The organism is Streptomyces sp. NPDC053560 (genome assembly GCF_044544605.1).
Classification (GTDB): domain Bacteria; phylum Actinomycetota; class Actinomycetes; order Streptomycetales; family Streptomycetaceae; genus Streptomyces.
The window spans coordinates 195,828-209,727 of the sequence record NZ_JBITXI010000012.1 but is presented as its reverse complement, the minus strand read 5'-3'; the positions used below and the strand labels follow the sequence as shown (position 1 = coordinate 209,727).

The window sequence follows — 13,900 nt, the reverse complement described above, 5'->3', positions numbered from 1 at the left end:
GGAACGGACTACTCGAAGGTGATGCGGACGTCGTGGCCGGCCAGGAAGTCCATCCAGCGGCCGGCCTCCTCCGCGGATTCGGCGGCCCGGTTCAGGCCGGCCGGCAGCGCGCCGGCCAGCAGCCGCGTCAGGCCGAAGGCGAGCGGCAGGGACACGCAGCGGGCCATGGCGCTCTCGGTCTCGTCACCGGTCAGGTCCATCAGGTACGAGCCCTGCCAGCTGTCGCCGCCCGCGGTCCGGACGCCGAGCGCGACCGAGAGGACCACGCGGTCACGGTCGGCCTCCGTGGTCGGGTACCGGTCGGCCAGCTCCTTGGCCAGCGCCCTGGTCCGCGCCTCGTCACCGGCGCGCACCGTGCGGAAGACCTCCTCCCAGGCGGCACGCCAGCCCGCGTTGCGCAGCGTCCCGCGGACGAACGTCCGCAGCTGCCAGCCTTCCGGGATGCCGTACTGCGCGACGAAGGGCAGGCTGTCGCGGTTGGGGTAGACCTCGAAGTCCTCGCCGCCCAGGCGGTGGACGCTGGTGGCCTCCCAGGGGTGCGCCGCGGTGCGCTCCGCGCCCTCGTCGACGTACCGGGCGGGGGAGCCCAGCGCGGCCAGCACGCCGTAGGGCGCCCAGCTGAACCGGTAGCGGAAGTCGTTGGGCACGGCCGGTATGCCGCCGCAGTACGAGGTGAACTCCACCGACTCGGCCGTGTCGCCGACCGCCTCCCGGGCGTGCCCGACGAGCCGGTGCGCCATCAGGTGGTCGATGCCCGGGTCGAGACCGGCCTCGGTCAGTACGACGAGGCCCGCCTCCGCCGCGGCCACGGCCAGTTCGGCCACGGCGTCGGAGACATAGCTGGTGCAGGCGAAGTGGGCCCGGCGGTCGATGGCCAGCCGCAGCAGCCGCGGGTGTTCCGTGGCGGGCAGCATCGAGACGAGCACGTCACCCGCGCCCACGGCGGACTCCAGGGCCCCGTCGTCCAGGGCCCGCACCTCGGCCCGGCCGGTCAGGCCGAGGGCGGCCAGCCGGTCGGCCGCGCGGGCCGCGGTACGGTCCCACAGCACCACCCGCTCGGCCTGCTCGCAGAGCACGCCGAGGCCGGTGCGGCCGGTGGAGAGGCCGGTGCCGATCCAGTGGACGGTGCCGCTGGCGGGTACGGCCTCGGCGGGGCCGGTGGTCGGCCGGCTAGCGGACATGAGTGCTCCCTGTGTGGTCGGCGTGGGCGGCGGCCTCGAAGGTGCGCAGGCAGCGCGCCCAGGCCGGGTCGGTGTCGGTCAACTGGCCGAGCTGAGGCGCCAGTTCGGCGGAGAATGCCCGGCTGGACTCGGCGGGCAGCAGCGAGGGCAGGTTGTCGATGGCGATCAGGTCGGCGGGCCGGTCCCCGTCCCGCAGCCGCAGGACGGGCCGCTCCCACGTGGTGACCTCGTCGTAGACCGGCAGGACGTTGCAGTCCGAGGTCACGTCGCAGGTGACGTCCGAGAGCACCGCGGTGCGGCGGTCCGGCGCGTCGAGGTCCGCGTGGGTCACGAACGGCGGCACGGGCCGCGTGGTCAGCACGGTGTTGACCACGATGTCGTGGCCGAGCAGGGCCGCCCGGTCCAGTGACCGGGTCTCCGCCACGTCCCACCGGGCCGGCGCGATGCCGGCGGCCTCCAGGGCGTCGCAGGCGCCCCGGCCGCTGCGGCCCAGCGCGCCGATCACCAGCGCGGTCCCGCCGTCGCCGGCCATCAGCAGGGCATCCAGCGCGGGCCGGTCGACCGGACGGAGCGGCGTCTCCAGCCGGCCCCGGTGGTGCAGCACCGCCAGCGCGGCACCCACGTAACCGGCCCAGTAGCCGAACGCCGCGAGACGCCGGCCGTCGTCGTCCGTCAGGTACTCCAGGTCCAGCAGCGCACCGCCGCCCGCCGTGAACCGGCCGAGCAGCTCCTGCGCGCCCGACTGCCCCTTGTAGGCGTGGCCGAAGAAGATGTGCCGGTGCCGCAGCCGGTCCGGCCGGCCGGGCAGCTCCTTCAGGCCCAGCACGTAACTGTCCTCCGGCGCCTCCTCCCAGCTGCCCGCCGGCGCGGTCCGGCAGCCGGCGGCGACGTAGTCCGCGAGCGGGAAGGCGCGCTGCGCCGACTCCTCGACGGTGATCTCGACGCCCTGCTCGACCAGTTTCGCGGCGTCCTCGGGAACGAGCGGCGCACGCCGCTCACTGGCACGGGTCTCGTGACGCATCCACAGGCGTGGCATGTCCGGCATCTGGCTGTACTTCCTCTTCAGGGGTCGGCTGTCAGGAGGAAAGAGCTGTACGGACCGCGCTCACAGCACCGGGATACGGGCGTTGGCCAGCGGCCGGTACGCCACCTCGGCCGGCAGCTCCGCCGGGTCGAAGCCGGCGGCGAGCAGCTCACCGACGACTCCGCCCGCGAGGGCCACCGCCAGCTCCTCTCCCGGACAGCGGTGGGCGGCCGTGCTGAACGTGAACACCGCGGGGTCGGGGCGGCCGGGCCGGAAGGCGTGCGGGTCGGGGTTGGCCGCCGGGTCGCGGTTGGCGGCGGCCAGCAGCACCAGCACCTGCTCGCCCGGCTTGAGTTCGGCGTCGCCGTACCGGAACACCTCTGCGGCGAACCGGCGCGTGTTCTGGATGGGCGCGTCGTGCCGCACGACCTCCCGGACGAAGGCGTCCATCGGGCCCTGCGGCCGCCCTTCCCGGGCCAGCGCCAGCAGGGTGTTGCCGATCAGGCCTGCGGTGGCGTCGTACGTCTGGGACAGGAACCCCACCGCGTTGGCCAGCAGCGGCGCCGTACGGGACCAGGAGGCGCGCCGCGCCGCCCGCACCAGCTCGGCGAGGAGGCCCGTGCCGTCCCCGCCCCGCTCGATGCCGGGGCCCATCAGCTCCTGGAGCCGCCCGGCGGCTCGGGCCGCGGCCTGCTGCTGCTCGGGCGTGGCCGAGGCGGGGATGCACTGGACGAAGTCCCCGATGAGCCGCGCCGCTTCGGCGTCCGAGCCGTCGTCCAGCCCGCACAGCGCCGCCACCACCCGCGCCGGCACCCCGAACATCAGCTCCTCGAAGGGCGGCCGGGCGCCGGTCAGGCACGCCCGGGTGCGCTCCGCGGCCAGCTTGGCGGCGTGCGTGGTGTCCACCCGGCCCAGCGCGTCGACGACCACCGCCTTCAGACGCCGCTGCAGGTCCCCGTCGGTCATCCGCACCAGCGACCCGAACACCTCACCGGCGGGCGTGCCCTCGATCCCGGCCGGCACCGGCTCGGCGGCGGGCCGCACCCGCAGCGCGTCGTCGGTCAGCACGGCCCGGACGGCCGCGGCATCGCTCGCCACCCAGGCGCCCACCGCGGGGTCGAAGGCGAAGGGCCGCTCGGCCACCAGCGGCGCGTAGTAGGCGTAGGGGTCCGGCAGCCGGACCGCTTCGATGGGGGTGGTCACCCGGGGAACTCCTTGCTCGGTGGAACGGTTGAGAAAAACGGGGGGGCGGCCGGCGGTCAGACGTCGGCGGCGGCGCGGGCCGCCCGCCGGGTGTCGAGGGTCCCGGCGATGGTCAGCCGCATGACCTCCGACGTGCCCTCGTAGATCCGCAGGGAGCGGATCTGCCGGTAGAGGCGCTCGGTGACGCTGTCCTTGACCACCCCCGACGCGCCGAGCAGCTGCACGGAGGCGTCGATGATGCGCTGCGCCTCCTCGGTGGCGTGCAGCTTGGCGATGCTGGAGTGCCGGGCGAAGCGCCGGCTGCCGCGGTCGGCCTCCCAGGCGGCCCGCGCCACCAGCAGCGCGGCCGCGTTGAGCTGGACGTCCATGTCCGCCAGCGACGCCTGCGTCAGCTGGAGGTCCATCAGCTTCCCGCCGCCGATCCGCCGCGTACGGGCCCGGGCCAGGGCCGTGTCGGCCGCCCGGCGGGCGAAGCCGAGCGCCGCGGCGCCCACGGTCATCCGGAAGCGTTCGAGGAGGTCCATGGCGATGACGAAGCCCTTGCCCGGCCGGCCCAGCACGGCGTCGGCCGGCACCCGGCAGTCCTCGAACACCAGGTGCGCGAAGGAGCGCGGCGCGAGGGCGTCCAGCCGCCGCCCGACCCGTACGCCGGGGGTGTCGGCGGGCACGAGGAACGCCGACAGCCCCAGCGGCCCCGGGCCCTCCCCGGTGCGCGCGATGACGACGTACACATCGGCGATGCTGCCGTTGGCGATCCAGGCCTTCTGCCCGTTGAGCACATAGCCGCCGTCCGCGTCCCGCTCGGCCCGCAGCGCGACCGCCGCGACGTCGGAGCCCGCCTCCTCCTCGGAGACCGCGAACGCGCCGATCAGCGAGCCGGTGGCCATCCGCGGCAGATAGTGCCGCCGCTGCGCCTCGCTGCCGTATCGGATGACGGGGGTGGCGGCCAGCGCCTGGATGGAGAACGCGAAGTCGGCCAGGTCCTCGGCGTACGCGAGCGCCTCGCGCATCAGACAGATCGCCCGGAAGTCGCCGGGCAGGTCCGCCGCCCCGGAATCGGGGTCCAGGAAGGCGAGCCAGCCGTCCTCGCCGAGCTGCCGCACCAGGCGCAGCCCGGCCTTCTCCGGCGACTCCGCGCGGATCTCGTCCCAGAAGGCCGGACGGTCGTCGCACCAGGCGCCGACGGCGCCCGCGAGCCGGCGGTGCGGCTCCTCGTAGAAGGGGAGTTCAAGGATCTCCGGGTCAAAACTCGTGAGCTGTGACAAGGCAGTTCTCCGGGCGGGTACGGGCGCGGGGCGCGGTGTCAGATGACCAGGTCGGCGTCGTCGGGCCGGGCGTCGGGCGCCGGCGGGGCCGGGACGGCCGGCCGGTCGCGGACCTGCTTGACCAGCTCGTGCTCGACGAAGTACGCGAAGGACGCGTAGCCGCGCCAGATGCGGCGCCACTCCCGCTGGACGGCTTCCTCACCCGAGGCCCGCCGCACGTCGTCGAGGTAGGAGACGATGATGTCGGCCGACTGTCGGGCGTGCCCCGCGGAGAAGTTGTCGATCGAGAGGTGCGCCTCTTCGTAGCCCACGTCGAATCCGTGGCGGCGCAGCTTCTGGATCTCGTGCAGCCGCATCTCGCCGAGGCCGAACATCTCGATGCCCAGGTTGTAGCCGAGGATCTCGTTGTAGAGCGTGTCGGGGAAGAGCGACAGGCACACCTGGTGGATGGAGAACCCGTAGAGCCCGTCCGGCAGATCGCCCTGCTCCAGGAACTCCTCCTGCCGGATGTGCGGCAGGTGGATGTCCATGCTGGCCAGCACCTGGTGGATGAGGGTGATGTGGTTCTTGGCGACGTCGCCGCGGCCCATCTCGTCGGCGTAGATGGCGAACAGCATGTGGTCGCTCTGCCGGTGGTCGCGCCCGAGGTTGCCGATGCGGTGCGCCCAGCTGCCGTCGATCAGGCTGCCCAGCGCGAACGTCGACTGCCCGAAGATCACTTCGTCGCGGTCGGGTATCTCCGTCAGCGGCCGGTACGGGTTCACCAGCTTGTCCCAGTAGATCCGCTCGACGCGCTCCATGAGCGCCTCGGGGGTGTACTCGAAGAACTCCGCGTTGGTGAGTTTGCCGCCGGCGCCGTGGGTGAAGAGCAGCTCCGCGTCGGCGAGCCCGGCCTCGGCCCGGTCCCGGGCCACCGGCAGGATGTGCGGGAACTGCTCGACGTTGACGATGCGGTGGAACAGCTCCCGGTCGTCCAGGCCGGTCGCGACCTCGGCGGGCACGGCGTCGGCCGGCTCGGCGCTGCGCAGCGCCCCGGCCCACTCCGCGGCCTGCTCGTCACCCGCGGTGTTCGGCCGGAAATCGAGGTCGGCCGGCTCGCCCGCGGCGATGGAGTCCGCCCATGCCGCGAAGGTGGCGGCCTCCCGCTCGTCGAAGATGCCGAACATCGGTCCGCCGAATTTGATCGACTGCAGGAACCGGCAGGTCCCCGAGCGGCCGGGCTGCGTCTGCCGGGCCTGCCGGAACGCCTCGACGAACTCCGCGAGGTCGAGGTTGTCGCCGTCGAGCCACTCCGAGAGCCGCCGGCCGCCCATCCGGACGCTGCGGTGCTGCTTCCCCGCGAACGGCGCGTGCCGGGCCACGATCTGGGCGACCCTGGCGTCCAGGGACAGGCTGTCGTGCCACGCGGCCAGCTCGGTGAGCATGTCGGTGTGCTCCCGCTCCAGTCGCAGGACCAGCCCGATCGCGGTGAGCATCCGCCGCCGGTCCGCGTCGCCGGTGGGCGACTGCTCGGTGAACTCGAGGTACTCGGCGAGAATCGGCCGGACCGACTCCTCCGGCAGGAACGGCTCGGTGCCCAGCAGCAGGTCGTCGACGCCCAGCGCGGACATCGCGTAGTGCAGGCCCACCACTTCCGGCAGGAAGGACGCGGGGAGCCGGGAGAGCGCGAGGGGGAACGCGGCGTGCAGGGCGGTCAGCGGGCGGGCGCCGGCCCGGTGCAGGAAGTCGACGGTCTCGATCCGGGGCAGATGGACGCCCTGCTCGTCCAGGGCGCGGCGGCGCCGGTCGAGCAGCCCGCGCTGCGGAGTGCCCTCGCCCCGCAGGAGGAAGTACTGGCCGTGGAGGCGGTTGACGACGACGGACGGCTGGGTGGCGGCCTGGGACACGACGTCCAGCCAGCAGCCCGCGAGGAGTCCTAAGGGCGCACGCTGCCGCAGGACCAGGTCGCGGGTCTCCTCCCCGGCCGCCCGCAGCGCGGTCAGCGCCGGCACGAGGCCGGCACGCGCCCGCCCGACGTACGCGGCGACCGCCTCGGCGTCCGCGCACTCCTGCAGGGCGGGGTCGGCCTCGTCGCGGGCCCGGCCGAGGAACGCCTCCAGGACCCGCAGGGCCACGAGGAGCGTGGTCTCGCTCTCCTGGTCGCCGAGCAGCTGCTGGAAGACGCCGGCCGGCTCGCCGTCGAGGACCGCGGCGGCCTCCTCGAACGTCTTGGGGCTGAAGAGGAAGGGGGCGCGGGGCAGGGACGTGGTCAGGTCCGGAAGAGGGAATCCGGTGTGCGCGTTCATCAGAGCTCCTGGGAAGTGGTGGCTGCCGGGGCGGCGGTGGCGGGCAGCTTGCGCAGCATGACGCTCACCCGGACACCGGGAACGCTCGCGGCCAGCAGGTAGTGGCCGTCGTCCCGCAGCTGTCCGGCCGCGCCCCGGTCCACCAGGTTGATCAGCGGGTCGGCGGCGAAGCAGTGGCCGACCCGGCTGATGTTGTCGAGGAACAACTGCTCGGCGGAGAACCCGGCCTGACGCTCCTTCATGACCACGAGCGGCTTGAAGAGGTTGAGGTGCAGCACGCCGTCGATGTCCCCCGGCTTCATGCCGGCCGCGGTGAGCACCCGCTCGTTGACCACGCGGGCGAGGTCCGAGCTGATCTCGTTCGACCAGTCCAGCGACGCCGGGTCCTGTGCGGAGGCCCCGGCGACCAGCTCGTAGCTGTCCGCACCGTGCGGCTCCGTCCCCACCACACAGGCCGCCGCACCATCGCTGAACAGGGCGAAGTTCTCCATGCGCACGGACTCGTCGGTGATCCGGTCGATGGAGAGGACCAGCATCCGGCGGTGCTGTCCGGCGGCCACCAGCGCATGGGCCGTGCGCAGGCCCACCAGGAGGTTCGTACAGCGGTTGAGGGTGATGCCGGTGAAGGCCGCGTCGCCGAGGCCGATACCGGTCATCACCGTCTCCACGAACCTGCCGTGGGTCCGGGGGCCGCCGGGGAACTTGGTCGAGCACACGATGAGGCCGTCGACGGTGCCGGGGTCGACCGCGGCGGCGCGCAGCGCCGCCCGGCCGCTCTCCACGGCGAGGGTCTCCAGGCTCTTCGCCGTACGCCGGACCGTGCCCCACCCCCACAGCTCGGCTTTCGGTGGCATACCGAACTCACGGGCGCGGGAGAGGAGGTTGGCGATGGTCGTGTGGTCGGCCTCCGTCTCGCCGAGGACGTAGGAGGGGGCGGACAGGTACGCCGGTGCTGTGTTCACGGTGTGGGGTCACTTTCCGGGCCGGCCGGCTGCTCCGGCGCCATCATCGTGTTGGCCTCGGCATACGGGACGGCGTCCGCCCCGAAGCCGAAGGTGCCGTGGTCGCGGATTTCCCGGGCGGCGCGGACGACGGCGCCGAGCGAGGCCCGGGACAGCGCCGAGCCGACGCTGATCCGCCGTACGCCCAGGTCGCCGAGTTCGGTGACGGACAGCCGCAGCGCGGGCGAGCCCATCAGGACGTTGACGGGCGCCGAGACGGAGGAGCACACCGCGCGGATGGCGTCGGCGTCCGGCAGGGCCGGCGCGTAGAGCACGTCGGCTCCCGCGGCTTCGTAGGCCTGCAGGCGGCGGATGGTGTCGTCGAGGTCGGGGATGCCCTGGAAGAAGTTCTCCGCGCGGGCGGTCACCATGAAGGGGAAGTCGAGCTCCTTGGCCGCGGCGACGGCAGCCGACACCCGCTCGACGGCCTCCTCCAGCGGCCGCACCGGGTCCGCCGCACGGCCGGTGGAGTCCTCGATCGATCCGCCGACCAGGCCGACGGCGGCGGCGCGCCGGATGGTCTCGGCGACCTCCTCCGGTGTGTCGCCGAAACCGCTCTCAAGGTCGGCAGAGACCGGGAGGGTGGTCGCGGCGACGATCGCCGCCGCGTTGTCCAGGATCTCCTCGCGGCCCAGACGGCCGTCGGGCAGCCCCAGTCCGTGCGCCAGGCCGGCGCCGGTGGTGGCGAGCGCGGGGAAGCCCATTCCGGTCAGGATGTGCGCGGTGCCGGCGTCCCACGGGTTGGGGACGACGAAGGGCCGGGGGCCCTCGTGAAGCTTCCGGAACGTTTCGGCACGGCCCTGCTGGTCTGCGGTGGAGCGGTTCATGGTGCGGGTCCCTTCTGCGGTACGGGTGTCATAGGTGTCAGGCACTGCTCAGATAAGCTCAACGTGCTCATCGACAGGCGCGTTCGCGCCAGGTGCCCCACTTATGAGCGACCGCAGAAGGCCGGTGACGGCGCCGGGACTGCCGTCGAAGTAGAAGTGGCCGCCGTCGGCCCAGTGCCGGTTGACCCCGGCGTTGCTCTCGCGCTCCCAGGGGGCGAGGCCGTCCTTGGTGACATGCGGGTCGTCGTAGCCGTTGATCAGGGTGACGGGGACGTGCAGCGGGGGCGCCGGCCGGTAGGCGTACTCCGCGACCATGCGGAAGTCCGACCGCAGGTTCGGGAGCAGCAGTTCCTGCAGCGCCTCGTCGGCGACGACCTCCGGCGGCAGTCCGCCGAAGAAGCCCACGGCCTCGGTGAACGCACGCCCTTCCAGCCGCGCGGTCTCCACCACACGCTGTGTGGGCAGCAGGGAGGGCGCGGAGCAGCCGGAGGCGACCAGGTGCCGGAAGCCCGGCAGGCCTTCTATGCGCCGCGCGACCTCGAAGGCCAGTACGGCGCCGAAGCTGTGCCCGAAGAGGAGGAAGGGGCGGTCGGCGGCCGCGGCGATCGCCGCCGCGGCTCCGTCGGCGAGGTCCGGCACGGTGGTGAGGGCGGTCTCCCGGTACCGGGGCCCCCGTCCGGGCGGACAGACCGCGACCACTTCCGCGTCCTCTCCCAGGTCCTTCTGCCAGCTGAGGAAGGAACGGGGATTGCCTCCGGCGTGGGGGAAGCAGTAGACGCGGGCGGCACGCCGGGGTCCGGCTTCGTCGCACAGAAACCAGGGGGAAGAAGACACAGTGGGGAACCGATCTCTCGTACCTGACGGGGACTCAGGAAGTCGACCGGGAGCCGGCCGCATTCCAGCCGACATCGTCCAGTCTGGTGTCACCCGTGGGGGCCGCGGATACCGAGGCTTCTGCTGCGTTCACCCCGGGCGCGACCATCAGAAAACTCGCTACCGCGACGAACCCGATACGAAGAGTGAAGTTCGGCCGACGGGGCGCCCGGCTGGACGAGGAAAAGTTTTCCCGCATGTTCTCTGAACCTCTCCTGCGAAGTGGTGGGGAGTCCGATCAACAAAGAGGAGAGCGTCGCCCGGCCGAAGCGAACGCATTCCGTTTGATCGCCTGCAATCAATGTCCCTTGCCTGGAGCCCGAGTTGAAGATCTAAGATGGTTCGGGTTTCCGTACTACGGGAAACTGAGGGGACTTACACGCACTAAAGGGACATGCAGACAGCATGGGGGTTAGAGGCGTGAATGACGCAAATGGTATTAACGCAGGACAAAACGGACAGAAATCTGCGCGATTAGAGTCCATGCCGGAAGATCCGGAGGGCACGGAAGGCACTCTGCGGCGACTGGCCGCACAGTTGGACGAGCTGTCGCGGCTCACGGTGGGCCGTCCGATCGACGGCATCAGCAGCGTTCCGGAGGTGCCGGCGGGTCCTCCGGAACCATTCATTTCTCATCTGGACGGGCTGGAAGCCATAGAGAAGGCCATCAACGAGGCCCTCTCCGGCGCCCGAAGAGAAATCCTGACCGCACAGCCGGACGGGCCCCGGCCGGGGCCCGTTCTGGACAAGGCGCTCGATTCCGTGCGGCGACATATCGAGGCCGGTGTCGCCATGCGGACGCTCTACCAGCACACCACGCGATTCGACGAGGCGACCAAAAGGTATGTGCGGGCAGTATCCGATTACGGGGTGCGGGTCCGGACGCTGGCCGAATTCTTCGACCGGCTGATCGTCATCGACGACACGGTCGCCTTCATTTCGGCGAATGAAAGCCGTACGCATGCAATGGCCATTCGCGAGCCGGCGGTGGTGCGTTTCCTCAAGGATACTTTCGAGCGTTCCTGGGACCGGGCGAAGGATTTTCCGTTCGTTCCGCTGCATGCGGCGAAAGCGGCCGGCGAGGTCATTCCGTCACTCCGGGAATCGATCAGCAGCCTGCTGATCGGGGGGTACTCGGACAAGCGGATCGCGCGCCGGCTGGGCATCAGTGAACGGTCGCTGCAAGGGCACATCGCGGCCATGAAGCAGGAGCTCGGCGCGCACACCCGGGTGCAGCTCGGCTATCTGCTGGCACGGAACGAGACGACGATCGTCCTGTGACGTGCCCGCTCGTGCGAAGAGCGGCGCGGACCGCCGTGGGGCGGTGCACATGACGGAGGGGCCGGCCGGGGACGTTCCCCGGCCGGCCCCTCCTGGGGGCCGTTCCGTGCGCTTCAGCGCGTGCTTTCCGTTGCGGGGGCCTCGGAGCCGGTCGGCTCCGGTCCGGGCGCGGCCGGCGGCTCCTGCGGTGCGCGGATGCCGCGCCTCCGGGATACCGCGACCCCGCCGAGGCAGATGACGCCGCCGAGGAGGGTGACCCAGCCGGGTACCTCCCGCAGGGCGATCCAGGAGATGAGGACCACGACGGCGGGCACCGCGTAGGTGGTCGCCCCCATCTTGCCCGCGGTCGTCCGGGACAGCGCGTACGCCCAGGTGCTGAACGCCAGTGCCGTCGGGAAGAGCCCCAGGTAGACGACGTTGAGGGTCGCCGAGAGCGGCGCCTCGGACAGCTGCGACACCAGCTGCCCACTGAAGGGCAGGCAGCAGACCGTGCCGATGAGGCAGCCGAACGTCGTGGTCTGCATCGCCGTCGCATGCCGCAGAGCGGGTTTCTGCGAGACCACCCCTGCGCCGTACGCCACCGCCGCCAGCAGGCAGAGCAGTACACCCAGTACGGAGGACGAGCCCTCGCCGGACGTGGAGAAGCCGACCACGACCGCTCCCACGAACGACACGCCCATGCCGAGCAGCAGCAGTGGCGGGAACCCTTCCTTGAGCAGCCAGCCGCCCAGCAGGGCGATCACCATCGGTCCGACATTGACCACCATGGAAGCCGTGCCGGCGTCGACTTTCTGCTCACCCCAGTTCAGGACCACCATGTAGACCCCGAACCAGAGGACTCCGGATCCCACAATGCCCGGCCATGCCTTACGAGGCGGTAAACCGCCCTTTTTGACCAGCAATACGCACACCAATGCGACGGAACCGGTCACGAGTCTGCCCAGTGCCAGAGCTCCAGGACTGAAGTGGTCGGCCGAGGCGCGAATGGAGACGAACGCCGAAGCCCAAAGAACAACGGTGACCGAAGCCGCGATCAGCGCACGACGATCGGTTCCGGAAACGTTTGTGGATCGCATCACGCGCACAATCTAATCACTTGTAAACAGCATGAACAGATCGCCCGGAACTCCGGGACCCCTCCAATACCCGCTGGATCGCGCCAAAATGAGGGGGGACGCAGGCGCCGCGCCCCGGCGCGTTCGCTACCGCCATCGGCAACGGAAACCGCTGCGACCTGCACGGTCGGACGTATGTCCGCCGAACGCGCGCGGCAGTTGTCCGGCACCCGCACACCCGTGATGGTTTGTGGAAAACTTTAATCACCCGGGAGTTGTCCACAGGGGTCGCCGCGGCGCGGCGAACCGCGGGATCTTTCGGCTCATGAACCCGCACATCGAGCCGGCCGACCCGGCAGACCCCCGCCCCACCACCCCGGCCGGCCCGGAAGCCCAGGTCACGCTGCGCGGCCCTGCCGAACTCGCCGACGCACTGCCGTACTTGCTCGGTTTCTACCCCGATGACAGCATCGTCCTCGTCGCGCTCCACGGCGAACGCGGACGCTTCGGCGGCCGCGTCCGGCTCGGCATCCCCGCCGACACCGGCCAATGGCCCTACATCGCCGACCAGCTCGCCGACAGCCTGATCACCTCCGCCCGCGAGCGCGGCACCCCGCCCGGCGGCATCATCGCCTTCCTCTGCCAGGACCCCACCGCCACCGAGACCGGCCGCGACGTACGCGACCGCCTCCACCCCCTCGCCCAGCGACTCCGCACCGCCTGCGGCAGCCGCGACGTCCCCGTCCTCGAAGCCCTCTGCCTCTCCCACGGCCGCTTCTGGTCCTACGTCTGCCCCGACGAACGCTGCTGCCCCGCCGACGGCACCCCGCTCGCCCTGCCCGGCACCTCCGTCATGGCAGCGGCTGCCGCCTACTCCGGCGTCCAGGTCCGCGGCTCGCTCAAGGACATGGAGGCCCGGCTCGCCCCGCACACCGGCCGCCGCGCGGACGACCAGGTCAAAGCCCTCGACGCCGCGGCCGCCGCCCTCGTCCCGCGCATGCTCTCCGGCCGGGCCCCCGAGGCCGTACGCGACGAGACCCTCACCCTCCTCACCCGCGCCCTCCACACCTTCCGAGGCGACCCGCCCACCGGCAGCCACCGCGCCAAGGACGCCTGCGACGACGCCCTCCTCAGCAACGGCGAAGCCGCCGAAATGATCCTCGGCCTCCAGGACCGCCTCACCCGCGACCACGTCGCCGCCTGGACGGAAGGCCCCGACGCCGCACCCGCCCTGCGCCTCTGGCGCGCCCTGGCCCGCCGCTGCCCCGACGCCTACGAAACCCACGCGGTACCCCCGCTCACCCTGGCCGGCTGGGTCTCCTGGGCGACCGGCGACACCGCCGCCGCTCGCGTCGCCCTCTGCCGCGCCCTCACCCTCGACCCCGACTACCTCCTCGCCCAACTCCTCCACCGCGCCCTCAACGAGGGCCTCGACCCCGCCAAACTCCGCCACTGCCTCCGCGCCACACGCCGGCCCGATGCTCAGCCGGCCACCGACAACCCGACCTACACCGACACCGGAACCGACACTGAAACCGACACCGGCACCGACACCGCCATTGGGACCAACGCCGATACCCCCATCGGCATCGCCGCCGAAACCACCACCCAGACCACCCCCGACACCGCCGATACCGACGCGGCCGTCCCCCGGACGGGACGTGCGCCGACCCGCCGCTCGCGTGCCGATCGCCGCGCAGGACACCGCATTCGCACCCGTCCCGCAGTACGTCCCCGCGCGGGGCGCCCCCACCCGCGCACCGGTCCCGCGGGAGGCCGCCGGGACGAGCGGAGCGACGACCGGAGCCCGCGATGAACACACCCGACCTGACGTTCCGGCGTGACCTGCGTATCCGCCGCGGCGTTCCCCTGGGTGGCGCGACCCGTACGGAATCCCCACCACAA

General features: G+C 71.9%; 11 protein-coding genes. 2 read left to right on the top strand and 9 right to left on the bottom strand.

Annotated features, from left to right (window positions below):
* Window positions 1–8: 8 nt before the first annotated feature.
* The 8 genes from ACIGQF_RS27985 to ACIGQF_RS27950 are packed head-to-tail and all read right to left on the bottom strand — an operon-like array spanning window position 9 to window position 9,620.
* Window positions 9–1,181, bottom strand: a complete 1,173-nt coding sequence (locus ACIGQF_RS27985; protein WP_399715554.1) for a saccharopine dehydrogenase C-terminal domain-containing protein — start codon at window positions 1,179–1,181, stop codon at window positions 9–11.
* Complete coding sequence (locus ACIGQF_RS27980; protein WP_399715551.1) at window positions 1,171–2,226, bottom strand: saccharopine dehydrogenase; 1,056 nt, start codon at window positions 2,224–2,226, stop codon at window positions 1,171–1,173. The genes ACIGQF_RS27985 and ACIGQF_RS27980 overlap by 11 nt, the downstream gene beginning before the upstream one ends.
* 60 nt (window positions 2,227–2,286) lie before the next feature.
* Window positions 2,287–3,408, bottom strand: a complete 1,122-nt coding sequence (locus ACIGQF_RS27975; RefSeq protein WP_399715548.1) for a cytochrome P450 — start codon at window positions 3,406–3,408, stop codon at window positions 2,287–2,289.
* A gap of 56 nt (window positions 3,409–3,464) precedes the next feature.
* The gene (locus ACIGQF_RS27970; RefSeq protein ID WP_399715545.1) at window positions 3,465–4,673 is read right to left on the bottom strand and encodes an acyl-CoA dehydrogenase family protein; all 1,209 of its coding nucleotides are present in this window, start codon (window positions 4,671–4,673) and stop codon (window positions 3,465–3,467) included.
* 38 nt (window positions 4,674–4,711) lie between these two features.
* Window positions 4,712–6,958: an iron-containing redox enzyme family protein gene (locus tag ACIGQF_RS27965; protein WP_399715542.1), complete on the bottom strand. Its 2,247-nt coding sequence runs from the start codon at window positions 6,956–6,958 to the stop codon at window positions 4,712–4,714.
* Complete coding sequence (locus ACIGQF_RS27960) at window positions 6,958–7,920, bottom strand: 3-oxoacyl-ACP synthase (protein WP_399715539.1); 963 nt, start codon at window positions 7,918–7,920, stop codon at window positions 6,958–6,960. Before ACIGQF_RS27960 ends, ACIGQF_RS27965 begins: the two co-directional genes overlap by 1 nt.
* Window positions 7,917–8,831 (bottom strand): oxaloacetate decarboxylase, encoded by a 915-nt coding sequence (locus ACIGQF_RS27955; RefSeq protein WP_399715537.1) that lies wholly within the window; start codon window positions 8,829–8,831, stop codon window positions 7,917–7,919. Before ACIGQF_RS27955 ends, ACIGQF_RS27960 begins: the two co-directional genes overlap by 4 nt.
* A gap of 3 nt (window positions 8,832–8,834) precedes the next feature.
* Window positions 8,835–9,620 carry a thioesterase II family protein gene (locus ACIGQF_RS27950; protein ID WP_399715534.1) on the bottom strand — a complete coding sequence of 262 codons (786 nt, stop codon included), beginning with the start codon at window positions 9,618–9,620 and terminating at the stop codon, window positions 8,835–8,837.
* 522 nt (window positions 9,621–10,142) lie between these two features.
* On the opposite strand from ACIGQF_RS27950, the gene ACIGQF_RS27945 reads away from it, so the two are divergent.
* The gene (locus ACIGQF_RS27945) at window positions 10,143–10,940 is read left to right on the top strand and encodes a LuxR C-terminal-related transcriptional regulator (protein WP_399715531.1); all 798 of its coding nucleotides are present in this window, start codon (window positions 10,143–10,145) and stop codon (window positions 10,938–10,940) included.
* 113 nt (window positions 10,941–11,053) lie between these two features.
* On the opposite strand, the gene ACIGQF_RS27940 is transcribed toward ACIGQF_RS27945, so the two are convergent.
* A complete protein-coding gene (locus ACIGQF_RS27940) occupies window positions 11,054–12,016 on the bottom strand; it encodes a DMT family transporter (protein ID WP_399715528.1) in 963 nt (320 codons plus the stop codon).
* A 304-nt stretch (window positions 12,017–12,320) separates the two neighbouring features.
* Here ACIGQF_RS27940 and ACIGQF_RS27935 point away from each other — a divergent pair, with 304 nt between their 5' ends.
* Window positions 12,321–13,811, top strand: a complete 1,491-nt coding sequence (locus ACIGQF_RS27935; RefSeq protein WP_399715526.1) for a DUF4192 domain-containing protein — start codon at window positions 12,321–12,323, stop codon at window positions 13,809–13,811.
* The last annotated feature ends 89 nt before the right edge of the window (window positions 13,812–13,900 follow it).

What these genes read in the sequence shown, in the direction of transcription:
- ACIGQF_RS27985 (WP_399715554.1), bottom strand. Translation starts at nt 1,181, where the DNA reads ATGTCCGCTAGCCGGCCGACCACCGGCCCCGCCGAGGCCGTACCCGCC.
- ACIGQF_RS27980 (WP_399715551.1), bottom strand. Translation starts at nt 2,226, where the DNA reads ATGCCGGACATGCCACGCCTGTGGATGCGTCACGAGACCCGTGCCAGT.
- ACIGQF_RS27965 (WP_399715542.1), bottom strand. Translation starts at nt 6,958, where the DNA reads ATGAACGCGCACACCGGATTCCCTCTTCCGGACCTGACCACGTCCCTG.
- ACIGQF_RS27945 (WP_399715531.1), top strand. Translation starts at nt 10,143, where the DNA reads ATGCCGGAAGATCCGGAGGGCACGGAAGGCACTCTGCGGCGACTGGCC.
- ACIGQF_RS27940 (WP_399715528.1), bottom strand. Translation starts at nt 12,016, where the DNA reads ATGCGATCCACAAACGTTTCCGGAACCGATCGTCGTGCGCTGATCGCG.
- ACIGQF_RS27935 (WP_399715526.1), top strand. Translation starts at nt 12,321, where the DNA reads ATGAACCCGCACATCGAGCCGGCCGACCCGGCAGACCCCCGCCCCACC.